The sequence below is a fragment of the Bradyrhizobium sp. BWC-3-1 genome (assembly GCF_032917965.1).
Taxonomy (GTDB): domain Bacteria; phylum Pseudomonadota; class Alphaproteobacteria; order Rhizobiales; family Xanthobacteraceae; genus Bradyrhizobium; species Bradyrhizobium canariense_D.
On record NZ_CP136625.1, the window covers coordinates 1,182,074 to 1,206,383 of the forward strand.

Genomic DNA, 24,310 nt, shown 5'->3' on the forward strand with positions numbered 1-24,310 from the left:
AGCAAGGACAAGAAGCGTCAGGCGTAATCGCTGCCGCCATCGTCGCCGCCGCCGAAATCGCTGTCCTCGGCGAGGTCGACATTATCGATGCCATTGTCGTTCTGATCGTTGTAATTCTGGTCGTCGTTCGAAGCGTGGTCGGCGAAGCCCTGCCGGGAAGCATCACCGCGGTTCGAGCCGATGTCATCGAGGCCGGCATCGCGCGCGAGCGAGCCGCCGGACTGATCGCTGCCGGTCCAGGGGCTGCGATCGCCCAGAGCATTGGTGTCGCCGAAGGCCTGCTGATGCGATCCGCCCATCATGCCGCGGATGCTGGAGAGCAGCAGCGAGCCGCCGACGACGCCGGCCGCGGCGGCCGCCGCCGTGCCGAGGAACGAGCCACCGCCACCGCCGATCGGCGGCGCACCATAGCCCTGACCCGGTCCTTGGCCGTAGGCCTGTCCGTACGGTGGTTGGCCATAGCCCGGCTGTGGCTGCTGCATCGCCTGGCCGCTGTTCCAGACCGGCCGCGAGTCACGCGGCGGTACGTTCGGAACCGAGCCGCGCGACGGACCCCCGCCGAATAGCGTGTCGCGCATGGTGTCCAGGAAACCGCCGGACTGCGCCTGCTCGGGCGCCTGCGCCGCCTCCAGCTCCTGGATGCGATTGTGAGCACGCTTCAGCGCCTCATCCTGCAACAGCACGGTCTGCACCAGCGCATAGATCGCGCCGGGCGCCTTGCGCAGGCCGTCGGAGATCGCGGCGATCGCGTCGGGATCGCGCGGTGCATTTTCCAGTTTCGAAAGCCGGTCGAAAAGCTCGTCGACGAGCTGGCGTTCCTGCGGCGTCATGGTCAGTCTCCCTCGCGCAAAACAAGCGCGAGGCAGATGTAGGGTTCCATTGTGGCCCCAACAGTGCCGGCTGGATTAAATTTCGGTATGCGACAAGCTGCCCCGCGGGGCGGCTTTCTCGCAAACTTCGCCGGTTTTACCCCAGCGTGACGCCGCTGTCCGTCAGCAGGCGCGCAAAGGCATCGCCGGCGAGATAGGAGTGCTCGCGTTCGCGGACATCCGTCATCGGGTCGAGCCCGGTGAGAATTTCGTCGACGAAGCCGGGATGACACATCACGAGGCCGCCATCCGGCAGGCCTTCGAGAAATTGCCGCATCAGCTCGCCGAAATCGGCCGCCCGCGTGAAATCATAGGCGCCGGCGAAGCCGGGATTGAAGCTGAGGCCCGCGCTGACGGCACGGCGGCGGAATTGCGCGCTGAGAATGTCGAGCACCATGGCTTTCGGTGAGGCCAGCCGCTGCATCAGCGGCAGGTCGCGGCCGCCCTGGCGTACCCAGGCTTTTGGCGCGACTTCGCTCACCGCATCGACAAAGCCGTCGCGCACCTGCGGGTAGAGCTGCACATGCTGATGGCCGTCGACGAAGTCAGGCGCGCGTCCGAACGCTTTCGCGAAGGCTGCCAGCTGCGCCTTGACCTCGTTGCGAAAGAACTCGCGGTCGAGCCTTCGCGCAAGACCCGCGCGCAGCAGCTTCGGAAACGGGAGAAACATGTCGCCGTCGAGCGGACGGAAATGCATGGTGAGCGGCCGGAACGGTGCCGACAACGTCACGTGCAATCCGATCGCGCAGCGTGGGCTCGCTTGCGCTGCCGCCTGGAGCGCTTCGATCTCGCTGCGCTCGACCGCAGGTCCCACCATCATCACCGAGGTAGCGTTGAGACGGCCGCGTTCGATCAGGTCGCGGATGGCGCGATTGACGCCCGGGCTGATGCCGTAATCGTCGGCGCAGAGCCAGATCCGCCGCAGCGGCGCGGCCGCGCTCATTCGGCCGCCGTCCTCTTCGAGGCGTCCAGGCTTGAAGCGTCCTGGGCCTTCTCGGTTTCGAAATGCTTTTCACTGTGCTCGGCGACGAAGTAGATCGGGCGCGCCTTCAGCTCGGAGAGGATCTTGCCGATATATTCGCCGACGATGCCGATCATGATGAGCTGCACGCCGCCGATCGTCATCAGGCCGATCACGAGTGAGGGATAGCCGGGCACCTGCTTGCCGGTGGTCAAGACCTCCCAGAGGATCGACAGACCGAACAGGAACGCTCCGCCGGCGAGGATCACGCCGAGCAGGCTGGCGAAGCGCAGCGGCGCCACCGAGAACGAGGTGACGCCTTCGATCGAAAGACCAAGCAGGCGTGCGGCGCTGAAGGTCGTCACGCCATGGGTGCGCGGCGCGGGCTCGTAATCGACGCGGATCTGGCGGAAGCCGATCCAGCTCGCGAGGCCCTTGAAGAAGCGGTTGCGCTCGGGCAGCTGCCTCAGTGCTGCGACCGCGCGCGGCGACAGCAGGCGGAAGTCGCCGGCGTCTTCGGGAATCTTCTGGCGCGCGCCCCAATTGATCAGCGCATAGAAGCCGCGCCCGGCGAGCCGCCGCAGGAAGGGCTCGTTGTCGCGATGCGCCTTGGCGGTATAGACGACGTCGTAGCCGTCCTCGATCCAGTGCCGCACCAGTCGCTCGACCAGCGACGGCGGATGCTGGCCGTCGCCGTCCATGAACAGCACCGCGCCGAGCCGGGCATGGTCGAGGCCAGCCATCAGCGCGGCCTCCTTGCCGAAATTGCGCGACAGCGACACCACCTGGACGTCGACCGCGTCGGCCGGCAGCGAGCGGGCGATCGACAGCGTCGCGTCCGCGCTACCGTCGTCGACATAGACGACCTCGCAAGCCAAGCGATAGCGCTCCCGCAAGGTCTTTGCGAGATCGCAGATGCGCTGGTGCAGGGCGGCGAGGCCGGCGGCTTCGTTGTAGAGCGGGACGACAATCGACAGCCCCTTCGCGGCGGCGCTTGCCGCGGTGGTCGTCATGCCGGAAACGTCAGAGCCCAGCGTCATCGATCAAGGTTCCAGAGGCGTTCAAGGTCATCTCAACAGCATATGGTAGCTGCCGTTTGCTGTCGCTACGCTGAACGGAATTGCTCAACAAACTTTGGGCTCACTGCCGCAGGAACGCCTCGAGCCTGGCGAACAGCGGGTTCTCCCGGTCGAACACGTAATCCAGCGAAACCACCGAGACGGTCTCGGCGCCATGCCCGCGCAGGAAGCTCGCGAGTGCATAGAGCTGGCCCGGCGGGCAGTGCAGCGTGAGCATGCCTGACGAGGTCGGTCCGCCGAACGGGGCTTCGACGCCGAAGCGCTCGTGGGCCTCGGTGAGCATGGCCGCGTCGCACTGGCGGAAGCGGGTGCGGACTTCGCGGTATTTGTTGGCCCGCGCCCGCGCCGCGATGTGATCGAGGATGATTCGCGCGGTCTCCCGCGCTTGCGGCGACCAATCGGCGTCCCTTGAGGCGACCAGATTGGCCTGGCTGCGCAGGATCACGCCGTCGTCGAGCACCCGCAATCCGTTGGCGGCGAGCGTCGCGCCGGTCGTGGTGATATCGACGATCAACTCGGCGCTGCCGGCGGCCGGTGCGCCTTCGGTCGCGCCCGTGCTTTCGACGATGCGGTAATCGGTGATGCCTTGGCTCTGGAAGAAGGCGCGGGTGAGATTGATGAACTTGGTTGCGACCCGCATCCGCATGTGATGCTGCTCGCGGAAGCCGGTGGTGACGTCGTCGAGGTCGGCCATGGTGCGGACGTCGATCCACGCCTGCGGCACCGCGACGACGACGTCGGCATAACCGAAGCCGAGGCCTTCGATCAGGGAGACGCGCTTGTCGGCGTCCGCGATGGTCTCGCGCACCAGATCCTCGCCGGTGACGCCGAGATGCGCCGAGCCGCGGGACAGTTGCGAGGCGATCTCGCTCGCCGAGAGATAGGCGACTTCGACATTGTCGAGGCCCGCGAGCGTGCCGCGATAGTCGCGGGCGCCGCCCGCCTTCGACAGCTTGAGCCCGGCGCGGGCGAAGAAGGCCTCGGTGTTTTCCTGAAGGCGACCCTTGGAGGGAACGGCCAGAACGAATGGCGCGCTCATGACTTAAGCTCCCACCTTGCGGCCGATCCGGGTCAGCGCATCCACCCAGACCGAGAAACCGACCGCGGGGATCGGCTCGGCCGATCCAAGCTGGGTCATCAGCCCGTCATAGCGGCCGCCGGCAACCAGCGGCTCGGCGCCGTTGCCGCGGTGATGCAGCTCGAATTCGAAGCCGGTGTAGTAGTCGAGCCCGCGCCCGAACGCGGTCGAAAACCGCGTCCCCTTCACATCGATGCCGCGCGCCGCCATGAAGCCGACCCGGCTTTCAAACTGGTCGATCGCAGCACTGAGGTCGAGCTTCGCATCATTGGTGAGCGCGCGCAGCTCGGCCACGGCGTCATCGGGGTTACCCGATATCGACAGGAAACGCTTGAGCACGGCGATGGCTTCGCGCGGCAGCGCGCCGCCCTTCAGCGTCGACTGCTCGAGGAAGCGGTCGGCAATCTCGGCCGTGGTGCGGCCGCCGACATTGGTGGTGCCGGCGATCGACATCAGATCGGTGACGAAAGCGAGTGCTGCCTTGCGGTCGGAGCCGGTGAGCGCCGCGAGCACGCCCTCATATTCGCTGCGGGTCGCTGTGGTCGCGGCTGCCAGCCGTTCCAGATCCTGCTCCAGGCTGATCTTGCGGTTGAAATCCTTGACCAAGCGGCGGCGCCAGACCGGATAGAGGTCGAGCGCGTCGAGCAGCGCGTTGAACAGCGCCACGTCGCCGGTGCGGATCTCGACGTCGCGAACGCCGAAGGCGGCGGTCGCCTCCAGCGCCAGCGCCAGCATCTCGGCATCGGCCGCGGCGCGGTCCTGGCGGCCGAACGACTCGATGCCGGCCTGCAGGAATTCGCTGCTCTGGCCGTTGCGGTAGCGGAACACCGGGCCGAGATAACTGAACCCGGCCGGCTGGCCGGCACGGCCAGAGCTGAGGTAATCGCGGGCCACCGGTATGGTCAGGTCCGGGCGCAGGCAGAGCTCATCGCCGGAGAGGTCCGTGGTCAGGTACAGGCTCTTGCGGATGTCCTCGCCGGAGAGATCCAGGAACGGTTCGGCCGGCTGCAGGATGGCGGGCTCGGCCCTGACATAGCCGGCCTGGCCGAACGACAGCAGCAGCGTGTCCGCCCAGGCGGCGGAGCCGGCAGCGTTTGAGGTGGCAGTCGCGGTCATCTCGGGGTCCATCGTCCCGGTGGAACCGGGCAGGGCAAGCAGGGAACGAATTGCCGCAGGCCTTAGCATGGCCCGAAAGCGGTTTCGACCTCCAAAGGATCAATCGCTTAACAGCGCCGGAGCGACGCGCCGTCAGCAGAGGATGCGAAGCCCAAATCAGGTATCGTCGCCAAGCTAGGTAATATAATACCGATCGATCGCGCTGCGGCCGACCCAGTTAGGTTGGACGCCTCACCCTCATTCATTTCGGCCAGGCAGGTCTCCGGGCCGCTTTCACGAAGGAATGGGCCGCCTGGGCGGAAAGCTCGGCCCTCGCATGTAACCTCATCCGCGAACTGCTTGGCCCGGTTGAGGATGTCCACTGGTCTCATGCTCAATTTGGGTAGGGCGGACGATCCGTTCGCAGAGCCTTGGTTTACCATGCGAAAGTTGGTTTCCGATTCATGCGACAACGCACAGATGTAATCCGAACGGTCGCGCGACACACGCTGGCCTATATGCTGTTTTGATTAGCGAGATGTTCCGGCACTACGACTTAGATCCACTCGACCTTCTGATCGTTCGTGCCATTCTCAATGCCCCGCGACCTGCGGCGCGCCGGGGCCAGAGGGCCGGGTGGTTTGCGTCGCGCTAAAGTCGCCGTCTCTACGAAGAAGGTCAGGTAAGCAGCAGAACATGGATCAAAGCCGTCTAGTCCCTGCTCGCGAGGCAATGCAAAAGATAGCGGCGGATCGCTTGATGTCGTTCCAGGATCTCAAGCCATCCTCGGCGCTCGAGCTCAAATCGTATGACATCGATCATTTCGGTGAGACCGAGAAATACGCCGGCGCATCGAGCATGCCGTTGTCTGTCGGGACGACCGCGATCATGCGTGCCCGGCTCACCTTGCCGACCCTGACCCTGTCGCTGTTGAAAACCTTCCCCCGGATCATTCGCGGCTATCAGCTCACCAATGCTGCCGCAGTGGTGGTACCGATGGATCACGTGACCTCTGCCCGCATCAACGGGCAATCGATCGGCGGTTCTGTTGTCATTCTAAAAGGCGGTTCAGATTGCTTGGTGCATGAGCCGGAGGGGCGTCTGCTGGCGGTGGTCTACTTCAGTCCATCCGGGCGGGAGCCATTGCCTGAATTGAGCGATGGATGCCATTTGCTGAATCCGGCGCCGGACGTGCTTGCCTCGCTGCGCCGTCTGATCTCGATCTCGCTTGAAACCGCGGCAAATGACCCGGACTTCCTGAACGAGCCGGCTTCGCAAACGATTGTCGAACGATCACTGCTCAGCACGATGGATGCGGCGATCTGGTCCAGTGTCGCAAGCGCACCTGCGTCGTCCACCACCGAGCATTATCGGCGGATCGTGGCTGATATGGAAAAACTGATTCGGCGCGATCTGATGATCTGGCACAAGACCACCGAACTGGCGGAACAGGCGGGCGTGTCGGTCCGGACTCTCCAGAGTGCGACACGGGCCATCTGCGGCATGAGCCCACATCGCTATAGCCGGGTCTTGCGCCTCTGGTCGGTACGCAAGCAACTGCGCACCGGCCGAGCAGGCCGGAGTGTGAAGTCCTGCGCGCTTGCGCATGGTTTCTGGCATCTCAGCGAATTCGCAGCGAGCTACAGAGAGGCTTTCGGAGAGTTGCCTTCGGAGACCCTGAACCGATCGCTACGAGGCGAATAGCAACGTGCCTTAGCCGCGTTCGCCACCCCAGTCGCCCAGCACCGCCTGCACCAGCGCCAGCGCGGCCACCGCGGCGGTGTCGGCCCGCATGATGCGGGGTCCGAGCGCCAGCCGCAGGATTTTCGGCTGCCGCAGCAGCAGGACCCGCTCTTCCTCGGCAAAGCCGCCTTCGGGTCCGATCAGCACGTCGATTCCCTCCCCGGCGCGTGTGGCTTGCAAGCTCCGAATGGGGTTTTCGAGCTCCGCCGCCTCGTCGCAGAAGATCAGCAGTCTGCCAGCGGCGCGCAGGGTCAAGAAGCGCTCCAGCGGCACCGGCTCGGCAACGGTGGCGATGCTGAGAATGCCGCATTGCTCGGCCGCCTCGACGACATTGGCGCGCATCCGCTCGGTATTGACGCGTGAGGCCTGGGTGAATCGGGTCAGAACCGGCTGCAGGCTGGCGGCGCCCATCTCGATGGCCTTCTGCACCATGTAGTCGAGCCGGGCATGCTTGAGCGGGGCGAAGATGTAGGCGAGGTCGGGCAGCCGGTCCTGCGGCCGGGTCTGCTGGAGGATGACGAGACCGTCCGGCCGCTTGCGGCCTTCAATGGCGGCCTGCCACTCGCCGTCGCGGCCGTTGAACGCCAAAACCTCGGCCCCGGCGGCAAGCCGCAGCACATTGCCGAGATAATTGCTCTGGTCGCGGTCGAGCTCGACCCTGCCGTCCTGGGCAAGCGGGGCGTCGACGAACAGGCGGGGGCCGCGGAAATCGTGGGAAGGCATCGTCAAAGGTCCGATTTGCCGCCGTTCTTAACCGAAAGCAGTCCTTTCGGGGTAAATTTTGCCAAAATGGTGCGTCGGCGCGCCGCGCTCCCGCCCTATTCAACGGGTTGTTAAGGGCCGGCGGGAATCGTAAAATCGCGAGCACGCTGGTTGCGCTTCAATTGGGAAGACGCCGAACCCGCATGCTCCTGCCGGAGAGACTGCCTTGATGATCCGTCATTTGATGGTTCCGATCACTGCCGCCATGGTCACGATGGGCGCCGTTGGTGCCTATGCGCAGGGTTTTCCCGCGCCGCTGCCGGGCCAGGCCCCAACCAGTTCCGCCTTCCCGCCCGTCAATGGCTCGGCGCCCGTCGCCTCCGTCGGCGGCGCGCCGCAATCGTCCTTCCCCGTGAATGGGGCCGCTCCTGTCGGTGGCGCCGGCGCCTTCAGCGCGGCCCCGCCGACGCAAGCCGGTCCCGGCGAGGACTGCATGAAGGCGTTCATGCCTCTGCGCGAAGATGCCGAAAAACGCGGCAAGCTGATCAAGGCCGCGAGCGACCGTCACGCCCCGCCTGACGAGGCCTGCAAGCTGATCCGCAACTTCAGCCAGGCTGAGACCAAGATGATCAAGTACATCGAGGCCAACGCCTCGAAGTGCGGGATTCCGGCGCAGGTCGGCGCGCAGATGAAGGACGGCCACAAGAACACCGAGGCCATGGCGGCGAAGGTCTGCAATGTCGCGCAGCAGATGCAGAACCAGCCGCGCGGACCGGCCGGTCCGTCGCTGAGCGAAGTGCTGGGTTCGGGCTCGCCGCCCGAGGCCAATGCCGGCAAGAAGGGCGGCAGCACCTTCGACACACTCAACGGCAACGTCCTGACGCGATGAGCGACACGTCAGCCCGAGTTGCCGATTCCACTGGCAACTGGGTCGATACGCGTGCGCCGCAATGGGCGCGGCCTTATCTGCGCTTGTCCCGCTTCGATCGTCCGATCGGCTCCTGGCTCCTGTTGATGCCGTGCTGGTGGTCGGCGGCGCTCGCCGCCGGCATGGCCCATGACGTCCGCGGCCTGCCGCTCACCATCGTCCTGTTCTTCATCGGCGCCTTCGTCATGCGGGGGGCAGGCTGTACCTGGAACGACATCACCGACCGTGACCTCGACGACAAGGTCGAGCGCACCCGCTCGCGGCCGCTGCCCTCGGGCCAGGTGAGCGCGAAGCAGGCGCTGGCGTTCATGGTCGCGCAGGCGCTGATCGGGCTCGTGGTGTTGCTGCAGTTCAACCGCTTCGCGATCCTGACCGGCATTGCCTCGCTGCTGATCGTCGCGATCTACCCGTTCATGAAGCGCATCACCTGGTGGCCGCAGATCGTGCTCGGGCTCGCGTTCTCCTGGGGCGCCCTGATGGGATTTGCCGTCACCTTCGGGCGGATCGATGTCACCGCGCTCGTGCTCTATGCCGGCGCGATCTCCTGGGTGATCGGCTACGACACGATCTACGCGCATCAGGACGCCGAGGACGATGCGCTGATCGGCATCAAGTCCACCGCGCGCCTGTTCGGCGCGCATACGCACCAGGCGCTGATACTGTTCTACGGCCTCGCGGTGCTGCTGATCGGCGTGGCGCTGGCGTCGGGCGATGCGCGCTGGCCGGCCTGGCTCGGACTTGGGGCCTTCGCCGTGCATCTGGCCTCGCAGATCGGGCGGCTGAATATCAGCGACGGCGATCTCTGCAAGCGCCTGTTCTACTCGAACCGCGACGCGGGGGTGTTGTTGTTTGCGGGTTTGCTGGCCGACGCGGTGATGCGGACGGCTTAACTCCGGGCGATGATCTCGCGCTCATCGCGATGCACCGACAACTCCCGTGCAACACCGGTGCGGCGGCGCATCAGAAATTTCGGACGGCGGTCGCGAATCGCGTTGGCGCGGCGGCGGCGCGGCGTGGGCTTGCGTGCGCCTTCGTCGAGCTGCGGAAGCGCGAACAGCTCGCTCCAGATCGCCCAGGCCTCAACGAGTTCGTCGCCATCGGCGCTGACCAGCAGCGGAATGGAGAGCGAGGGATCGCGATGCACGAGGACGAGGGTCTGGGCCTCGTCGTTGCCGCGCAGCGCGACGCCGATGAAGTCGCTGACGCGGACGTTGATCGCCATCCGCATGCCGCGGACGGCACGGTGCAGCACGACACGTTCGCGATGAAGCTCGATCTGCCGGACATATCCGTCGGCACGCGGATCATGCGCATCGAAGCGGACCGGAAGGGAAAGGGGGTCGAGCCGCAGGGAGCGGCTCGACCCGGCGGGAGCGATCCCGCTTGTTGCTGTTTGACGCCTCACGGCTTTAGTTCTCCCCGCCGGGATTATGTTCCCGGTCGATGCGAGGACCTTAGCGCGTGCCTTTCCGAAACCGCTTAAAAAGGCTGGTTAATCCAACCTCACCGCCGCGCATGATTGACAAGACCTTGGCGCGCATGATTGACGAGACGTTGCGCACAAGCTGCGAATCTGAGCTTTTGGTGGGCTGAAAATGCTTGAAGTCCGCGCGATCAGGGCACATCTGTGGGTTCCGGTCCCGCAGCCCGACCCAACAGGATTTCGTTTGTGAACCCTTCACCAAGCTCGACGCTTTCGCCCAAGGATTCGTCCACAGCCAGCCGCGACCTGTTCGACCAGTCTGCGCTCTCCGATCTCGCGCAGCGGCTGGTAGAGGCTGCCAGGCGCGCCGGCGCGGATGCGGCCGATGCGGTCGCCGTCCGTGGCGTCTCGCAAGGCGTCGAGGTGCGCGACGGCCGGGTCGAGGAATCCGAACGTTCCGAGGGCGACGATGTCGGCTTGCGCGTGCTGGTCGGCCGACGCCAGGCGGTGGTCTCGACCAACGACGCCAGCGGCGATGCCGTGACCAAGCTTGCCGAGCGAGCGGTTGCGATGGCGCGCGTCGCGCCCGACGACAAATATGTCGGCCTTGCCGATCCCGCACTGCTCGCGCGCGACTTCCCCGATCTCGATCTGCTCGACCCTGACGTGCCCGCGACCTCGGAGCTCGAGCGCCGCGCGCTCGAAGCCGAGGCTGCGGCGCTCGCTGTGAAGGGCGTGACCAAATCCGGCGGCGCCTCGGCCTCCGCCGGCATGGGCGGCATGGTGCTCGTCACCAGCACCGGCTTCCACGGCTCTTATCTGCGGTCCAGCCAGGGCATCTCCGCCACCGCCATTGTCGGTGACGGCACCGGCATGGAGCGCGACTACGACTTCACCTCGGCGCCGCATGGTGTAGACCTCTTGTCACCGGAGATCGTCGGCCGTTCCGCGGGCGAGCGCACCGTGGCGCGCTTCAATCCGCGCAAGGTCGAGACCTGCAAGGTGCCTGTGGTGTTCGATCCGCGCGTCGCGGGCTCGCTGGTCGGTCACGTCGTCGGCGCCATCAATGGTGCTTCGATCGCGCGCAAGACCAGTTTCCTGAAGGACAAGCTCGGCCAGCAGCTGTTCGCCAAGAACATCCGCATCATCGACGATCCCCTGCGCAAACGCGGCCTGCGCTCGCAGACGTTCGACGCCGAAGGCGTTGCCGTGAAGAAGATCGCGCTGATCGAAGAAGGCGTGCTGACGACCTGGCTGCTCGATTGCGCCACCGCGCGTGAGCTCGGTCTCACCACCACCGGCCATGCCCATCGCGGCGTCTCCTCCTCGCCGTCGCCCGGGCCGTATAATCTGCATCTCGAACCCGGCACTCCCACGCCGGCCGAGCTGATCTCCGACATCAAGCAGGGGTTCTACGTCACCGATTTGATTGGCTCGGGGGTCAACGGCGTGACCGGCGATTACAGCCGCGGCGCCTCCGGCTTCTGGATCGAGAACGGCGAACTCACTTATCCCGTGAGCGAGGTGACGATCGCCGGCCATCTGTTCGAGATCTTCAAGTCGATGCAGCCGGCGAACGATCTCGAGTTCCGCTACGGCGTCAATGCGCCGACGGTGCGCATCGAGGGTTTGACGCTTGGCGGACGTTGACGCGAACGCAACCGGTGAAGCCATCCTGACGCGCGACGCGGCGCTGCTGCAAGAGACGGTGCGGGAGGCGGGCGCACTCGCGCAGTCGATGTTCCGCACCGAGCTGAAGAAGTGGACCAAGGGCGCGTCCTCGCCGGTCTCGGAAGCCGACATTGCCGTCAACGATCTCCTGGAAGCGCGCCTGCGCGCGGCGACGCCCGACTATGGCTGGCTGTCGGAGGAGAGCGCCGACGACGAGGTGCGGCTGTCGCGGCGGATGACCTGGATCGTCGATCCCATCGACGGCACCCGCAACTATCTCAATGGCCATGACGAATGGTGCGTCAGCGTGGCGCTGGTCGAGGATGCCTCGCCAGTGCTGGCCGCGGTGTTCGCGCCGACGAGCGAAGAGTTCTTTTTCGCCGCCCGCGGCCACGGCACGACCCTCAACGAGGTGCCGGTGCGGGCGACGTCGGGATCCGAGCTTGGCTTCTCGCGGGTCGCGGGTCCGAAGCCCCTGGTCGAGCGCCTGAAGCCGTCACTGGGCGAGATCAAGCTGCATCCGCGAATCGGTTCGCTCGCGCTGCGTCTGTGCCGGGTCGCTCATGGCGCGCTGGATGCGGCTTTTGCGGGCGGCAACAGTCATGATTGGGACCTTGCGGCGGCGGATTTGATCGTGCAGGAAGCCGATGGTAGGATGAGCGATCTCTCCGGAGATCCCATCCTCTATAACCGCCGGCAAGTCACGCATGGGGTGCTGGTGGCAGCGGGTCGCGATCGTCATGCGAACATTGTCTCGCATTTTCGAAACCGCCCCTTGCCGTGAAGCGCTTTCTCGTGCTTGTCGAACACTGCTTTGCCGGGCAGCCCGTTAGGAACAGAACCGATGCCAGATAGTGCCCCGCAACAACTGCTCCACCTCGTCGTCGGCGGCGAGCTCGTCGATCTCGAGCACAACACCTTCAAGAACCTCGACGACGTCGAGATCGTCGGCCTCTATCCGAACTATGCGACCGCGCACGCCGCCTGGCGTGCCAAGGCGCAGAGCACGGTCGACAACGCGCAGATGCGCTATTTCATCGTCCATCTCCACCGGCTGCTCGACCCGAATCAAGAACCGGCGCGTTGAAAAAGCTGCTTCGCAATACGCTGAGGAGCAGTTTCGTCCAGCGTGCCGTCGGAATCCTGGCGGCGGAATATCTGCGTCTGGTGTGGCGGACGAACAAATTCACGTTCGATCCGCCCGACGTCTATGACCGCGTCGAACCGCAGATCCCGGCGATCTTCGCGTTTTGGCACGGCCAGCATTTCCTCACCCCCTTCATCAAGAACAAGGACTGGTACAAGGCCAGGGTCCTGATCTCCCGTCACCGCGACGGCGAGTTCAACGCGATTGCCGCCGAGCGGCTCGGCATCGGCACCATCCGCGGGTCCGGCGACCATGGCGGCGCGTTTCACCGCAAAGGCGGGGTCGGTGCCTTCAAGGAAATGGTGCGGACGCTCCAGGACGGTTGTAATGTCGCGCTGACCGCCGACGTCCCCAAGCGCTCGCGCGTGGCCGGGCTCGGCATCATCATGCTGGCACGGGAATCGGGGCGGCCGATCATGCCTTTTGCGATGGCGACCAGCCGCTTCGTCCGGCTCAAGAACTGGGACCGCACCACCATCAACCTGCCGTTCGGGCGGGGCGCATTGGTCGGCATCAAGGAAATCCACGTTCCACCGGATGCGGACGCCGCCACCATGGAAGCGCTGCGGCTCGAGCTGGAGGAGACCTTGAACGAGGCGACCCGCCGCGCCTATGCGCAACTCGGCCGGCCGGGACCTGCAGATGCCTAAATCGCTGCCCGGCTCGCTGCCTTTGACGCTGCGGATGTACCGGCGCCTGGCGCGCGGCCTGGTGCCGCTCGCGCCTGTGCTGATCAAGCGGCGCCTGAAGCAGGGCAAGGAAGATCCCGCGCGCGTCGGCGAACGGCGCGGCCTGTCCCGGGACGTGCGGCCGCACGGCCCGCTGGTCTGGATTCATGGCGCCAGCGTCGGCGAGGTCCTCGCCGCGGCGGCATTGATCGAGCGCTTGCGCGATCTGAACCTGCGCATTTTGCTCACCTCGGGCACCGTCACGTCGGCTGCCATTGTCGCAAAGCGCTTTCCGCCCGACGTCATCCATCAATACGTGCCGTATGATTCCCCGCGTTATGTCGCGCGCTTCCTCGACCATTGGAAGCCGTCGCTGGCGCTGTTCATCGAATCCGATCTGTGGCCGAACCTGATCCTGGCAGGCGCCGCGCGCCGCGTGCCGATGGTGCTGATCAACGGGCGAATGTCGCCGCGCTCGTTCCCGCGCTGGCGCCGCATGCAGGGCACCATCTCGGCGCTGCTGTCGCGTTTCGACATTTGTCTGGCGCAGTCGAAGACCGATGCCGAGCGCTTCTCGGCGCTCGGCGGCCGGGACGTCGTCACCACGGGCAATCTCAAGCTCGACGTGCCGGCGCCGCCGGCCGATCCTGCCAAGCTCGAACGGCTGATGGCGATGACGCGCGGGCGTCCGATCATCGTCGCGGCCTCGACCCATCCGGGCGAGGAGGAGATGCTGGTGGCGGCGCATCGCAGCCTCAGCGGATTCTTCCCGCAGCTCCTGACCGTGATCGTGCCGCGCCATCCGGATCGCGGCTCCTCGATCACGGGCCTGATCACGGCGTCCGGCCTGAAGCCGGCCCTGCGCTCGCGCGACGAGCTGCCGACGGCGACCACCGACGTTTATGTCGCCGACACCATGGGCGAGCTCGGCCTGTTCTATCGCCTCTCGGACATCGTGTTCATGGGCGGATCGCTGATCCACCATGGCGGCCAGAATCCGATCGAAGCGATCAAGCTCGGCGCGGCCATCGTCCATGGTCCGCACGTCTTCAATTTCGCCGACGTCTACGAGGCGCTCGATCACAGCGGCGGTGCGCGCCAGGCCGACACGCAGGAGCTGCTGATCAAGCAGCTCGGCCAGCTGCTCGCCGATCCTGCCGTGCGTCACAAGATCCAGCAATCGGGCGCCGGCGTGGTCGAGGATCTCGGCGGCGCGCTCAACCGCACCATGACCGCGCTCGAGCCTTATCTTCTGCAGTTGCGGATCGAGATGGGGGCCGCCAATGCGTGAGCCGGCCTTCTGGTACCGGCCACGTTCGCTCGAATCGTACGCATTGGGGCCGCTGGGTGCGCTCTACGGCGCGATCACCGAACGGCGGATGCTGCGCGCGGGCGTCGACGCCGGCATCCCCGTGATCTGCGTCGGCAACTACCATGTCGGCGGCGCCGGCAAGACGCCGACCGTGCTGGCACTGACGAAGCTCCTGCGCGAGCTCGGCGAGACGCCGGTGGTGCTCAGCCGCGGCTATGGCGGTAGCCTCAGGGGCCCGGTAATGGTCGACCGCATGCGTCACACCGCGTCCGACGTCGGCGACGAGCCGCTGATGATGGCGCGCGACGTTCCCGTCACGGTCGCGCGCGACCGCCTCGACGGCGTCGTGCTGGCGAAGTCGCAAGGCGCCACCGTGATCCTGATGGACGACGGTTTCCAGAACCCGCGTCTTCTCAAGGACACCTCGCTGATCGTGATCGACAGCGAGCGCGGCCTCGGCAATGGCAAGGTGTTTCCGGCCGGTCCGCTGCGTGCGCCGCTGGAGGCGCAGCTCGCGCGCACCGACGCGCTGGTCGTGATCGGCGGCGGCCGCGCCGCCGATGGTGTCGCCGCCGAGCTAGCCAGGCGCAACAAGCCGGAACTGCGCGCGCGGCTGAAACCCGACGCCGAGGCGGTCGCAAGACTGTTGGGCAAGCCGGTGTTCGCGTTCGCCGGCATCGGCGATCCCGAACGGTTCTTCCGTACGTTGCGCGCCAGCGGCATCGAGCTCGCGCGCACGCGCGCCTTCGCCGATCACCACATGTTTTCGAACGAGGAGATCGCAGCCGTCGCTGCGGAGGCGCGGCGCGCGCAGCAAACGCTGGTGACGACGGAAAAGGATTTCGCACGTCTGCACGGCCGCGAAGGCGTGCCGGATGACATCGTGCCTTTCGCGGTGCAGCTCGAGTTCGATGACCCGGTTGCGCTTCGGCAATTGATCAGCGATCATCTCTACAAGGCGCGCGAGCGGCGGTTTTCCAGGCGATGATCTCGTAAGGTGGGCGAGATCTGATCGGGACGACATGTCGCACTGATGAATTTCCTTCCGCACGTTCGGGAGTTGATGTAGCCTCGCATGAGAGCCGTCACCGGGACGTGCCGAACTCCCGGAAATCATCGACGGCGTTTATGCCCACGGCGGGCAGTACCTTCATCATTTCAGATGCAGCGGCCGTAACGACGAGTTCGGAACGGCAGGGAAAGTCATTGCCAAAAACCCAGAGGAGAACATGCCATGCATTTTTGCCTCACCGGACAATACACACCCCGCGCTCTCAATGCCATTTTGGAGAACCCCAAGACCGATCGTCAGGAGGCGGCAAGAAAACTCATCGAAGCGGCCGGCGGAAAGCTGATTTCGATGTTCAGCGTTGCGGCCGACGGCCCAGGCGTGTTGGTGATTTTCGATGTGCCTGATCCGGGTGCGGCTCCGGCCATCTCCGGCCTGACCGTCACGGCGGGCACCCTGCAGAACGTGAAACTGACGCGGCTGTTCACGCAGGACGAGATCAAGCAGGTTCGCCAGAACGCGGCGAAGCTGCGTTCTTCGTATACTCCGCCCGGAAGCTGACATCCGGATCTAAAGCGAAGCCGCCGCAGTCGAAGGAAGCGGCGGCAACGCTCACCTCACAGCAAGAATCACGTCTGCAACCGAGGCAAGGCGAAGGCCTTCCAGCCTGCGTTGACGAACCATGCTGTCCGGTGCGTGCTGCGTCCGCGGCGTTCAGCAGTCAATCATGCTCACCACGCCCCAACGGCCATCAATCCGATAATGGTCAGGCATGAGACGCAGGCCACCATGGCGGTATAGTACTCGGGTGTATTCATTGCTGCCTCCCAAACTGTTGCCAACTGCTTGGTCACTGGTACGGGGAGAGATCGCCGGTCTCGGGCCGCTTCAATTCGGCGCGCGGCGACCGGTCTTGCGTTGTGCGTCCGTCCTCTCATCGTCACCCTGATCCGGATGATGATGCGCGTCGAGAGCTTCAAAGCGTTCAGCTGCGATCAGAAGCTGTTTCCGCATTTCAGCGAGGCGGGCGCGGCAATATTCACGATAGAGCAGGTCTAATATGGTGGGCATGATCACCCCCATCGTTGATTTTCGATTACAGATATTCCACCGCAAATTTTCGAGGTGATCGTAGCCCGACAGATGGCTCTTCGATATGAGCCCGTTCACAGACTGCGCCAATTCCAGAGCTCAGTGGCCGCTTGGCTGACTTGATTGTCTGTGCGATAAAAAGAGCAGGGCCAGTTACCTAAGATGAAGCATAGCGGCGCTTTGTTTCACCAAGACTTCGTCAAACAACCTAAGAGCGCCAATCGCAACAAAGAATCCAACCACAACGCGAAATAACTAACCATGGAGTGCAAGCACTCTTCGATGCAACGCGGATTGGCATAACGGAAATCATCTCGGCTGTGAGAGCAGCATTTCCGATGCGTCCGAACATGCCTCGTGAAAAAGCTGCACCGCTCGTGCTATGCCGGCAGGGCAGCTGCGCTTTGCCCATCGACAGCAGCCTGCCATTCAGGCGCCATTCATCGCAAGCTCCTATCGTTTTCAGACGCTCAGGAGAATGCGATGAAGTTGCCGTCCGCCGCCGTTGCCGCCAGTCTTGTGGGTCTGATCGTGGCGCCGGTGTTTGCACAGACGGCACCGCCGGCGGCGTCCACCGCCACAGTGCCGGTCCCCGCGACCAAGCGCGCGACGTGTCTTTCCGCGACGGCGAGCCTGAAGGGACAGGACAAGCGCGACCAGATGCAGCTCTGCATGGCGCAGGCGCGGCTCGATTGCCTGAAGCAGGCGATCGATCAGAAGATCGTCGGCGAGACCAGGAAGAGTTTCATCAAGACCTGCGTGGGCGCGGATGGCGCGGAGCAGCGATAGACGCGCGGCTGCGGCCTCACGCCTGCGGCTTGGGCGCGCCCGGGTAATGCCGCTCGAGCACGGCGGCGGGCGTGGCGTAGGCTTCCTGCAGGTCCACGCTCCAGTATTTCAACTCGTCGAGCGGGATGCGCGTATCGGTGATCGCGCAACGCACGAAGGTCCCCGGCGAGATCACGCGGAAATCGCCGTCGAGATATTGCACCTGCGCTTCGCCATGGCCCGAGGGGCCGAACTTGTTCAGCACGGTCGAAAGTCTCCGTGGAAGGCCGCTCCGGGATCACCTGGGAGGGCACGATGTGTTGGACGGGATGTAGCATAGATAGGGTGGCTTGTCCGCCCGGTAAACCCACCGGTTTGTGATGTTTTGGCGCCGTTTCCGCGTGATAGTGCTTGAGCGAAGGATCCAACGGCAAAGTTCGATGCGCCTTCCGTTCACCGCCCTGTTCCTGACCTTCCTGATCTCGGCCGCGCACGGCTCGCCGGCGCCGCAGCCGGTCGAGATTCCGCTGGCGTCCGGCGTGCTGCATGCGCAGCTCTACAAGCCCGAGGGCACCGGGCCGTTTCCGACCGTGATCGCGCTCCACGGCTGCGGCGGCCTCGGTGGCCATTCCGATTCCGTCCTGCCGCGCTACCGCGACTGGGCCGAGCGGCTGCTCAAATCCGGCAACGCCGTGCTGCTCCCTGACAGCTACGGCTCGCGCGAGCTCGGGCCGCAATGCCGCGTCAAGGAGATCCACGTCAAGGCGCGGCGCGAACGCGTCACCGATATCGCGGCGTCGCGCGCCTGGTTGATGAAACAGAGTTGGGTTGCGCGCGACCGTGTCAGCCTGATGGGCTGGGCCAACGGCGCCAGCGCGCTGCTCTGGGCCGTGCGTCCGCAAAACCTTGCGCGCGAGACGGGCCCGGATTTCCGCGCCGCGATCGCGTTCTATCCGGACTGCAGGATTTCCGCCGGCCTCGGGTGGAGCACACGGGTGCCGACGCTGGTGCTGATCGGTGGCAATGACGACGTCTCGTCGCCGCCGGCCTGCCGCCAGATGGTCGATGGTGCGCATGGCCGCAGCGCGCTCGCGCGCATCGTGGTCTATCCCGGCGCCTATCACGATTTCGACCGCGCCAACACCCCGCTGCATGCAGCGAGCGGCAGCACCGACGCCGCCGCGCCCGAGCACGGCCATCTCGGCACCGATGCGGCAGCGCGCGCGGAGTCGCAGAAGGAAGTCGTGGAGTGGCTGGCGCGATGATGGCAGTGCCGTAGCCCGGATGAGCGTAGCGATATCCGGGTAGGCCTGTCCCGCATGTCGCTGCGCTCATGCGGGCTACATGTGGCGAGCGGGGCCGCCCAAGGGAACAACAGCGGACAGCCCCACATCGACCACCGCCCTGCACGGATCATGGCCGACCGTGACTCTCCGGATCGCGCGCCGTGATGGTTTCATTTCGTAACGACGCCATCATTCGACCACGATGTCGATTAAACGCAATCCCATGCGCAACCGCTTCGTCCTGTTCTCCTCCGCCCTGATCGTCTTCACCGTCGCGGTCTTCCTGTTTGAAGCCCATGCCGGCGCGCCAATGCGTGCGCCGGAACATTGCGGCTTCTGGACCACGATCGACGCGGGCTTGTCCTGCCGCTGAGACGCGCAGTCTTGTAGCCCGGATGAGCGTAGCGATATCCGGGGCCGCCGGTCCCGCATGTCGCTACGCTCATGTGGGCTACGACAGCGAGTTCGTGACACGCGTCCCACACACTCGCTGTCATCGCCCGGCTTGACCGGGCGATCCAGTAGGCCGAGGCGGCTGTGATGGATCGAGACGCCGCGGCGTACTGGATTCCCCGCTCCTGTGCGCAATTGCGCACAAGGCGGGGAATGACACCGAGGGTGGAACGCCGCCCTCCGCCTAAAACAAATTCCCCTGATCCACCGGCTTGCCCACGCGCTTCGGCGCAGGCTTGGCGTCCTGCGCGGCTGGCTTCGCTTGCGCCGGCGCGCGCTTCGCTGCAGCCGCGGGCCGATCCGCATCCGCGGTCGCACCGACACGGCCATCCGCAAACTCGATCTCGACCCGTGCGCCGGGACCGATCTCATTCGCCGAATGCAGCGGATGGCCGGCCTCGTCCCGCACCAGGGCAAAGCCGCGCGCGAGCACGCCGCGATAGGACAAGGCGGAGAGCAGCTTGCCGCTGTTCTCGACGCGGGCATCGAGCCGCTGGAGCAGCGTCACCAGCGCACGGCCTGCGCGCTCGGCCAGGCGATGCGTGCGCTCGCGCTGGCGGTGAATCGCGTTGCGCTGCGCCTGCGCATTGGAGAGTTTCGAGGCGCGCAAGCGCACCTCGAGCCCGGCAAAGTGGTCGCGCCGCCGCCGCAGCAGCGAGCGTGCGGATAGGCCGAGCCGCTCGCCGCACACGGTGAGGCGATGATCAGCCTGCGCGATCTGGCCGTGCAGCACCCGCAATGTCAGCTTGGCGCCTGCGGCGGTGAACCTGCGGAAATGTGCATGCGTGTTGGCCTTGAGGCAGCGGGGCAGGGACGCGCCCGCCGAATCCAGCCGCTGCCGCGGGATCGCCAGCAGATCGCCAGCGGCCGGCAGCGCGCGCGCGGCGGCACGCAGCTCGCTGCGGCGGCTCTCATGGCCGCGTTGCCAGCAGGACCGGGTGCGTCGCCCGAGATCGCCGACCTCGACGAAGAGATCGCTGCGCACCGGCACCGCCATCTCGGCCGCCGCCGTCGGCGTCGGTGCGCGCTTGTCGGCGACGAAATCGATCAGCGTGATGTCGGTCTCATGCCCCACCGCCGAGATCAGCGGGATCATGCTCTCGGCCGCGGCGCGGACCACGATCTCCTCGTTGAACGACCACAGGTCCTCCAGCGAGCCGCCGCCGCGCGCGACGATCAGCACGTCGGGGCGCGGAATCTTGCCGCCCTCCGGCAGCGCATTGAAGCCGCGGATCGCGGCCGCGACCTGCTCGGCCGAGCCTTCGCCCTGCACCTTGACCGGCCATACCAGCACGTGGCGAGGAAAGCGGTCCTCCAGGCGATGCAGGATGTCGCGGATCACGGCGCCGGTCGGCGAGGTCACCACGCCGATCACCTCCGGCAGCCACGGCAAAAGCTGCTTGCGCGCCTCGTCGAACAGGCCTTCGGCGGCGAGCTTCCTCTTGCGCTCCTCCATCAGCGCCATCAGCGCGCCGATGCCGGCCGGCTCCAGCGCCTCGATCACGATCTGGTATTTCGAGGACCCCGGATAGGTCGTGAGCTTGCCGGTGGCGATGACCTCGAGCCCCTCCTGGGGCTTGAAGCGCATGCGGCCGTGCACGCCCTTCCAGATCACCGCCTCGATCTTGGCGCTCTCGTCCTTGAGCGCGAAATAGCAATGGCCCGACGAATGCGCGCCGCGGAAGCCGGAGATCTCGCCGCGGACCCGGACATGGCCATAGGTGTCCTCGACCGTCCGTTTCAGGGACTGGGAGAGCTCCGAGACGGTGAATTCGGGAGTGTTGAGCAGGGGTTCCGCTGACGGCATCGGCAAACGATTCGGCATGTGGGGATCAGACCCGACGTTAAGGATTTTTGCAGCGCCGCGCCAATCCGCGTATTGACCAAAAGAGTACTCTGCAGTATAGAGTCCTCTATAGTTGATCGGTTTAAGGGGAGTGGATCATGGCAATTCGAGTGCTGCGCGGCGTTTTGAACGGACTGAAATGGGCTCTGTGTGCGGTCGGCGGTGTGGCGCTGATCCTGGCCGTGATGATCGCAACGCCGCTGGAGCGGCCGCCGGAGATGCGATCGGTCTCCGACTCCGCCAAGGGCATCGATTGGTCCACACTGCCTCCGCTCGAGCGTTTCCAGGCCCGCGACGGCACCTGGATCGGCTTCCGCCACTACGCTGCCAATGGTCTTGCAACGGGCCGCGGCGCGATCTTTATCCACGGCTCGTCCGGCTCCAGCGGCACCGTCAATCATGCCCTGACCCATGCCATCGCCGCGCGCGGGGTGGAGACCTGGGCGCTCGACATCCGCGGCCATGGCGGCTCCGGCACGCGCGGCGACATCGGCTATGTCGGCCAGCTCGAGGACGACCTCGTCGACTTCGTCGCTCAAATCCGCAAGACCGCGCCGGAGCTGCCGCTCACCTTGATCGGCCATTCCGCCGGCGCCGGCTTCTCGCTGCGCGTCGCCGCGACGCCGATCATGCAGGACATGTTCGTGCGCACCGTGCTGCTCGCACCCTATCTCGGCTATGACGCGCCGACCAACAAGCCGCATGCCGGCGGCTGGGCCAATGTCGACCTGCCGCGCTTCTTCGCGCTGGCCACGCTGCGCAAGATCGGCATCGACTGCTGTTCGCAGCTTCCGGTGCTCGCTCTCGCCGTGCCGGCGAGTTCGGCAAAATATCTCGTCTCGACCTATTCGGACCGCCTGACGCGCAATTTCGCAACGCGCGGCTATCGCACCGATTTTCCGGCGACGACCCGCCCGATCACGATCTTCGGCGGCGCCGAGGACGAGATGATGATCTCGGACAAGTACGCGGAGACCGTGCAGGCGGTGAAGCCGTCGGTCGACGTCAAGATCATCGACGGCATCAACCATATGGGCATCGTCACCAACCCGAAGGCGATCTCGGTCATCGCCGACGATGTGGCGACGCGCGGGACAGGGCAGTCATGATCGACAGCAAGGAAGCCTCGGCGGCGCTGGCCGATATCGACGACATCGTCCAGCGCGTGAAGCAATCGCAGCTCTACGAGCTGGCGAGCTTTGCTGCCGTCTGGTGGGGCGCATTGGTGTTCGCGGGCAATCTCGTGACCTGGCTTTGGCCGGTCTATGCGGGCTACGCCTGGGTTGCCGTGGACGTTTTGGGCGCCGGCGGTCTGGTGGCGCTGCGCATTCTCAATCCGCCACATTATTCCCATGGCGTCGCCTTCAACATCAGACTGCTTCTGGTGTTCGCGCTCTTCTTCGCCTTCGGTTATCTCTGCACCAGCGTGATCGGTCATTTCGGTCCGCGCCAGCTCGGCACGTTCTGGCCGCTCTACTTCATGCTGTTCTATTCGCTGGCGGGTCTCTGGTTCGGCTATGCCTTCATGGCGATCGGTCTCGGTATCTCCGCGCTGACGCTGATCGGCTATTTCTACATCGGCGAGGCGTTCCCGCTCTGGATGGCCTTCGTCAATGGCGGAGGCCTGATCCTCGGCGGCCTCTGGATGCGGCGGATCTGATGGCCGAGCTCGACGACATCATCCACCAGCCGTTGCGGCTCAAGATCATGGCGGCACTGAACGCGCTGCCGGCCACCGCAGGATTGGAATTTTCCCGGCTGAAAAAGCTCACCGGCGCCACCGACGGCAATCTCGGCGCGCATATCGAGACGCTGGCGAAAGCAGGCTACGTGTCGGTGGAGAAGGCGTTCGTCGGCAAGAAGCCGCAGACCACGGTGACTGCCACAGCCGCCGGCCGCGCCGCGTTTGCGCGGCATGTCGCGACGTTGCAGGAGATTATTGCGGGGAAGCAGGGGTAGGACGTACTCATAAATGTCGGCTTACCAACGCAAAGCGGAAGTCTCCCACCTCGGGCATGATCGATGGCTTGTGACCCGAAGCTGACCTGCGAGGCTCGCCCGTACAACGATAGTCCATATCAATTTGGGGATTGCCGGCATTGCGATGCCCGATTGCTGCGGGTCCAAAGCTATCTCGATACACGCTTCTTCAAAACCGTCCGCATCTTCAAGTGCCAGGAGCTCATTGCGACGATTGAGGCACCCACGACATCGATTAATCTATGTTAAAGCCGCGCCCCGTAACTGGGAGGTAAAACGTTCCCAACGGGGAAACGCGTGCGATGGACTACCGCGCTTATATCATGGGCGAGGACGGGCGGATCAGCGGCGTTCATGAGATGGATTGCGCCGACGACGAGGAGGCCACAGCCAAAGCGAGACAGCTGCTCGACGGCCACGATTTAGAAGTGTGGCACAGAGATCGGCGCGTCACTGTTCTCAAGCACCACACAAGACAGTAAGGCCGCTCAGTGGCGGTCGCGGCCATGCAATGTCCCCGGTCAGGCGGCCCTTAGCGGACATGCTCATCAGCTTGTCCTGACGCCGATAACCGCCACAGGACTAAACCGCTCGCGCGGTAGAACGCCGCGGCTGGCGACACGGCAAAGCAATAGGCGACAGCTCATCGTGACGAGCGGGGCAATTGGTGCGTAGCTGGCGACGATCCGATGATCGAGGACGTGCTGATCTGGAAGTTCGTGGCGGAGCACCAACCATTGCACAAGAGCCAACTCGAATCCTCGATCGCGATTGTGTTCAACGTCGCGCTAGTTGGACCCCGTCCAGGCATCTCGACGTAAGCAGACTTACAAATGCGGTGATGCTCTTGACGAGCAGCTCGAAACAGTTTCGGCTCTGATAGCTCCGGGGGCTTTCCAGCCGCCAGAGATCAGTTTGCCTCATGGCCTTCAAATATCGAGGAGCTCACGTTTAGATTGTGTGGTGTGGTATTTTTGCTATAGCCAAGCCATTGAAAGTATAGGTGCCGCCAAACATTAAATCCCCATAGGCGATCGTCCTGATCGTCTGAAGGTTGTTTGACGCGACTAGCTCGATCACGCGGCATCGTCCTACGTCCCCCCAGCGCGGTTTCCTCCTTTGGAGGCTTTCGGACGCCGGCCCCCGTGTGCGCGGCAACACCGTCATGGGGCCGGCATCCGAAACCCTTCACATTAGCGG

28 protein-coding genes are annotated in these 24,310 nt (G+C 65.0%); 18 read left to right on the forward strand and 10 right to left on the reverse strand.

From position 1 onward, the window contains the following. Window positions 1-17 precede the first annotated feature (17 nt). The 5 genes from RX329_RS05720 to RX329_RS05740 all read right to left on the reverse strand — a co-directional run bounded on the left by RX329_RS05720 (window position 18) and on the right by RX329_RS05740 (window position 5,103). A complete protein-coding gene (locus tag RX329_RS05720) occupies window positions 18-830 on the reverse strand; it encodes a DUF2076 domain-containing protein (protein ID WP_085361270.1) in 813 nt (270 codons plus the stop codon). A gap of 136 nt (window positions 831-966) precedes the next feature. Continuing rightward, window positions 967-1,812, reverse strand: a complete 846-nt coding sequence (locus RX329_RS05725) for a ChbG/HpnK family deacetylase (RefSeq protein WP_018453438.1) — start codon at window positions 1,810-1,812, stop codon at window positions 967-969. Next, entirely contained in the window at window positions 1,809-2,870 is a 1,062-nt protein-coding gene (locus RX329_RS05730) for a glycosyltransferase family 2 protein (RefSeq protein ID WP_085361271.1), read from the reverse strand. The genes RX329_RS05725 and RX329_RS05730 overlap by 4 nt, the downstream gene beginning before the upstream one ends. Before the next feature lie 100 nt (window positions 2,871-2,970). Continuing rightward, window positions 2,971-3,948 (reverse strand): ATP phosphoribosyltransferase, encoded by a 978-nt coding sequence (gene hisG / locus RX329_RS05735; RefSeq protein ID WP_018453440.1) that lies wholly within the window; start codon window positions 3,946-3,948, stop codon window positions 2,971-2,973. A gap of 3 nt (window positions 3,949-3,951) precedes the next feature. Then, window positions 3,952-5,103, reverse strand: coding sequence for an ATP phosphoribosyltransferase regulatory subunit (locus tag RX329_RS05740; protein WP_085361272.1), 1,152 nt, complete (start codon window positions 5,101-5,103; stop codon window positions 3,952-3,954). Window positions 5,104-5,841: 738 nt separating this feature from the next. On the opposite strand from RX329_RS05740, the gene RX329_RS05745 reads away from it, so the two are divergent. Further along, the gene (locus tag RX329_RS05745) at window positions 5,842-6,786 is read left to right on the forward strand and encodes a helix-turn-helix domain-containing protein (protein ID WP_231190239.1); all 945 of its coding nucleotides are present in this window, start codon (window positions 5,842-5,844) and stop codon (window positions 6,784-6,786) included. Between the two features lie 9 nt (window positions 6,787-6,795). On the opposite strand, the gene RX329_RS05750 is transcribed toward RX329_RS05745, so the two are convergent. After that, on the reverse strand, window positions 6,796-7,548 hold the full coding sequence (locus tag RX329_RS05750; RefSeq protein ID WP_085361274.1) for a 16S rRNA (uracil(1498)-N(3))-methyltransferase: 753 nt from the start codon (window positions 7,546-7,548) through the stop codon (window positions 6,796-6,798). Between the two features lie 208 nt (window positions 7,549-7,756). On the opposite strand from RX329_RS05750, the gene RX329_RS05755 reads away from it, so the two are divergent. Both RX329_RS05755 and ubiA read left to right on the forward strand, forming a co-directional pair. After that, entirely contained in the window at window positions 7,757-8,416 is a 660-nt protein-coding gene (locus tag RX329_RS05755) for a hypothetical protein (protein ID WP_085350104.1), read from the forward strand. Beyond that, window positions 8,413-9,345 (forward strand): 4-hydroxybenzoate octaprenyltransferase, encoded by a 933-nt coding sequence (gene ubiA / locus RX329_RS05760; protein WP_085361275.1) that lies wholly within the window; start codon window positions 8,413-8,415, stop codon window positions 9,343-9,345. Before RX329_RS05755 ends, ubiA begins: the two co-directional genes overlap by 4 nt. Here ubiA and RX329_RS05765 read toward each other — a convergent pair. Beyond that, the gene (locus RX329_RS05765; protein WP_085350102.1) at window positions 9,342-9,860 is read right to left on the reverse strand and encodes a DUF6101 family protein; all 519 of its coding nucleotides are present in this window, start codon (window positions 9,858-9,860) and stop codon (window positions 9,342-9,344) included. The two genes, ubiA and RX329_RS05765, sit on opposite strands and share 4 nt — an antisense overlap. A gap of 264 nt (window positions 9,861-10,124) precedes the next feature. On the opposite strand from RX329_RS05765, the gene RX329_RS05770 reads away from it, so the two are divergent. The 7 genes from RX329_RS05770 to RX329_RS05800 all read left to right on the forward strand — a co-directional run bounded on the left by RX329_RS05770 (window position 10,125) and on the right by RX329_RS05800 (window position 16,246). Beyond that, window positions 10,125-11,528, forward strand: coding sequence for a TldD/PmbA family protein (locus RX329_RS05770; RefSeq protein ID WP_085385431.1), 1,404 nt, complete (start codon window positions 10,125-10,127; stop codon window positions 11,526-11,528). Then, entirely contained in the window at window positions 11,515-12,333 is an 819-nt protein-coding gene (locus tag RX329_RS05775) for an inositol monophosphatase family protein (RefSeq protein ID WP_085361276.1), read from the forward strand. Before RX329_RS05770 ends, RX329_RS05775 begins: the two co-directional genes overlap by 14 nt. A gap of 60 nt (window positions 12,334-12,393) precedes the next feature. Further along, window positions 12,394-12,636 carry a DUF4170 domain-containing protein gene (locus tag RX329_RS05780; RefSeq protein ID WP_007596929.1) on the forward strand — a complete coding sequence of 81 codons (243 nt, stop codon included), beginning with the start codon at window positions 12,394-12,396 and terminating at the stop codon, window positions 12,634-12,636. Further along, window positions 12,633-13,346, forward strand: coding sequence for a lysophospholipid acyltransferase family protein (locus RX329_RS05785; protein WP_085361277.1), 714 nt, complete (start codon window positions 12,633-12,635; stop codon window positions 13,344-13,346). Before RX329_RS05780 ends, RX329_RS05785 begins: the two co-directional genes overlap by 4 nt. Continuing rightward, window positions 13,309-14,655 (forward strand): 3-deoxy-D-manno-octulosonic acid transferase, encoded by a 1,347-nt coding sequence (locus RX329_RS05790; protein ID WP_085361278.1) that lies wholly within the window; start codon window positions 13,309-13,311, stop codon window positions 14,653-14,655. The genes RX329_RS05785 and RX329_RS05790 overlap by 38 nt, the downstream gene beginning before the upstream one ends. Then, on the forward strand, window positions 14,648-15,664 hold the full coding sequence (gene lpxK / locus RX329_RS05795) for a tetraacyldisaccharide 4'-kinase (protein WP_085361279.1): 1,017 nt from the start codon (window positions 14,648-14,650) through the stop codon (window positions 15,662-15,664). The genes RX329_RS05790 and lpxK overlap by 8 nt, the downstream gene beginning before the upstream one ends. A gap of 246 nt (window positions 15,665-15,910) precedes the next feature. Next, window positions 15,911-16,246, forward strand: a complete 336-nt coding sequence (locus RX329_RS05800) for a GYD domain-containing protein (protein WP_007596925.1) — start codon at window positions 15,911-15,913, stop codon at window positions 16,244-16,246. Window positions 16,247-16,573: 327 nt separating this feature from the next. Here the strand turns inward: RX329_RS05800 and RX329_RS05805 are convergent, their stop codons facing one another. Next, window positions 16,574-16,768: a hypothetical protein gene (locus RX329_RS05805; protein ID WP_083926320.1), complete on the reverse strand. Its 195-nt coding sequence runs from the start codon at window positions 16,766-16,768 to the stop codon at window positions 16,574-16,576. A gap of 492 nt (window positions 16,769-17,260) precedes the next feature. Between RX329_RS05805 and RX329_RS05810 the strand changes: the two genes are divergently transcribed. After that, entirely contained in the window at window positions 17,261-17,566 is a 306-nt protein-coding gene (locus RX329_RS05810) for a hypothetical protein (RefSeq protein WP_085361280.1), read from the forward strand. 16 nt (window positions 17,567-17,582) lie between these two features. On the opposite strand, the gene RX329_RS05815 is transcribed toward RX329_RS05810, so the two are convergent. Further along, a complete protein-coding gene (locus RX329_RS05815) occupies window positions 17,583-17,810 on the reverse strand; it encodes a DUF2093 domain-containing protein (RefSeq protein WP_007596922.1) in 228 nt (75 codons plus the stop codon). 175 nt (window positions 17,811-17,985) lie between these two features. Here RX329_RS05815 and RX329_RS05820 point away from each other — a divergent pair, with 175 nt between their 5' ends. Next, a complete protein-coding gene (locus RX329_RS05820; protein WP_085385430.1) occupies window positions 17,986-18,810 on the forward strand; it encodes a dienelactone hydrolase family protein in 825 nt (274 codons plus the stop codon). A 244-nt stretch (window positions 18,811-19,054) separates the two neighbouring features. Beyond that, entirely contained in the window at window positions 19,055-19,204 is a 150-nt protein-coding gene (locus RX329_RS05825; RefSeq protein ID WP_143273908.1) for a hypothetical protein, read from the forward strand. Window positions 19,205-19,468: 264 nt separating this feature from the next. On the opposite strand, the gene xseA is transcribed toward RX329_RS05825, so the two are convergent. Then, window positions 19,469-21,109: an exodeoxyribonuclease VII large subunit gene (gene xseA / locus RX329_RS05830; RefSeq protein ID WP_085361282.1), complete on the reverse strand. Its 1,641-nt coding sequence runs from the start codon at window positions 21,107-21,109 to the stop codon at window positions 19,469-19,471. Window positions 21,110-21,228: 119 nt separating this feature from the next. Here xseA and RX329_RS05835 point away from each other — a divergent pair, with 119 nt between their 5' ends. The 5 genes from RX329_RS05835 (at window position 21,229) to RX329_RS05855 (ending at window position 23,931) form a co-directional block, all read left to right on the forward strand. Beyond that, window positions 21,229-22,239 (forward strand): alpha/beta hydrolase, encoded by a 1,011-nt coding sequence (locus tag RX329_RS05835; RefSeq protein WP_085385429.1) that lies wholly within the window; start codon window positions 21,229-21,231, stop codon window positions 22,237-22,239. Continuing rightward, window positions 22,236-22,790 carry a hypothetical protein gene (locus RX329_RS05840; RefSeq protein ID WP_085361283.1) on the forward strand — a complete coding sequence of 185 codons (555 nt, stop codon included), beginning with the start codon at window positions 22,236-22,238 and terminating at the stop codon, window positions 22,788-22,790. The genes RX329_RS05835 and RX329_RS05840 overlap by 4 nt, the downstream gene beginning before the upstream one ends. After that, window positions 22,790-23,089: a transcriptional regulator gene (locus RX329_RS05845; RefSeq protein ID WP_085361284.1), complete on the forward strand. Its 300-nt coding sequence runs from the start codon at window positions 22,790-22,792 to the stop codon at window positions 23,087-23,089. The genes RX329_RS05840 and RX329_RS05845 overlap by 1 nt, the downstream gene beginning before the upstream one ends. Before the next feature lie 323 nt (window positions 23,090-23,412). Then, window positions 23,413-23,592, forward strand: coding sequence for a hypothetical protein (locus RX329_RS05850; protein WP_085357155.1), 180 nt, complete (start codon window positions 23,413-23,415; stop codon window positions 23,590-23,592). Window positions 23,593-23,799: 207 nt separating this feature from the next. Continuing rightward, entirely contained in the window at window positions 23,800-23,931 is a 132-nt protein-coding gene (locus RX329_RS05855; RefSeq protein WP_274535499.1) for a hypothetical protein, read from the forward strand. Window positions 23,932-24,310: the final 379 nt, after the last annotated feature.

Coding starts and splice junctions, on each gene's coding strand:
- RX329_RS05720 (WP_085361270.1), bottom strand. CDS start 830: ATGACGCCGCAGGAACGCCAGCTCGTCGACGAGCTTTTCGACCGGCTT.
- RX329_RS05725 (WP_018453438.1), bottom strand. CDS start 1,812: ATGAGCGCGGCCGCGCCGCTGCGGCGGATCTGGCTCTGCGCCGACGAT.
- RX329_RS05730 (WP_085361271.1), bottom strand. CDS start 2,870: ATGACGCTGGGCTCTGACGTTTCCGGCATGACGACCACCGCGGCAAGC.
- hisG (WP_018453440.1), bottom strand. CDS start 3,948: ATGAGCGCGCCATTCGTTCTGGCCGTTCCCTCCAAGGGTCGCCTTCAG.
- RX329_RS05740 (WP_085361272.1), bottom strand. CDS start 5,103: ATGACCGCGACTGCCACCTCAAACGCTGCCGGCTCCGCCGCCTGGGCG.
- RX329_RS05745 (WP_231190239.1), top strand. CDS start 5,842: ATGTCGTTCCAGGATCTCAAGCCATCCTCGGCGCTCGAGCTCAAATCG.
- RX329_RS05750 (WP_085361274.1), bottom strand. CDS start 7,548: ATGCCTTCCCACGATTTCCGCGGCCCCCGCCTGTTCGTCGACGCCCCG.
- RX329_RS05755 (WP_085350104.1), top strand. CDS start 7,757: ATGATCCGTCATTTGATGGTTCCGATCACTGCCGCCATGGTCACGATG.
- ubiA (WP_085361275.1), top strand. CDS start 8,413: ATGAGCGACACGTCAGCCCGAGTTGCCGATTCCACTGGCAACTGGGTC.
- RX329_RS05780 (WP_007596929.1), top strand. CDS start 12,394: ATGCCAGATAGTGCCCCGCAACAACTGCTCCACCTCGTCGTCGGCGGC.
- RX329_RS05790 (WP_085361278.1), top strand. CDS start 13,309: ATGCGCAACTCGGCCGGCCGGGACCTGCAGATGCCTAAATCGCTGCCC.
- lpxK (WP_085361279.1), top strand. CDS start 14,648: ATGCGTGAGCCGGCCTTCTGGTACCGGCCACGTTCGCTCGAATCGTAC.
- RX329_RS05800 (WP_007596925.1), top strand. CDS start 15,911: ATGCATTTTTGCCTCACCGGACAATACACACCCCGCGCTCTCAATGCC.
- RX329_RS05805 (WP_083926320.1), bottom strand. CDS start 16,768: ATGGGGGTGATCATGCCCACCATATTAGACCTGCTCTATCGTGAATAT.
- RX329_RS05810 (WP_085361280.1), top strand. CDS start 17,261: ATGAAGTTGCCGTCCGCCGCCGTTGCCGCCAGTCTTGTGGGTCTGATC.
- RX329_RS05820 (WP_085385430.1), top strand. CDS start 17,986: ATGCGCCTTCCGTTCACCGCCCTGTTCCTGACCTTCCTGATCTCGGCC.
- RX329_RS05825 (WP_143273908.1), top strand. CDS start 19,055: ATGCGCAACCGCTTCGTCCTGTTCTCCTCCGCCCTGATCGTCTTCACC.
- xseA (WP_085361282.1), bottom strand. CDS start 21,109: ATGCCGAATCGTTTGCCGATGCCGTCAGCGGAACCCCTGCTCAACACT.
- RX329_RS05835 (WP_085385429.1), top strand. CDS start 21,229: ATGGCAATTCGAGTGCTGCGCGGCGTTTTGAACGGACTGAAATGGGCT.
- RX329_RS05840 (WP_085361283.1), top strand. CDS start 22,236: ATGATCGACAGCAAGGAAGCCTCGGCGGCGCTGGCCGATATCGACGAC.
- RX329_RS05845 (WP_085361284.1), top strand. CDS start 22,790: ATGGCCGAGCTCGACGACATCATCCACCAGCCGTTGCGGCTCAAGATC.
- RX329_RS05850 (WP_085357155.1), top strand. CDS start 23,413: ATGGACTACCGCGCTTATATCATGGGCGAGGACGGGCGGATCAGCGGC.
- RX329_RS05855 (WP_274535499.1), top strand. CDS start 23,800: ATGATCGAGGACGTGCTGATCTGGAAGTTCGTGGCGGAGCACCAACCA.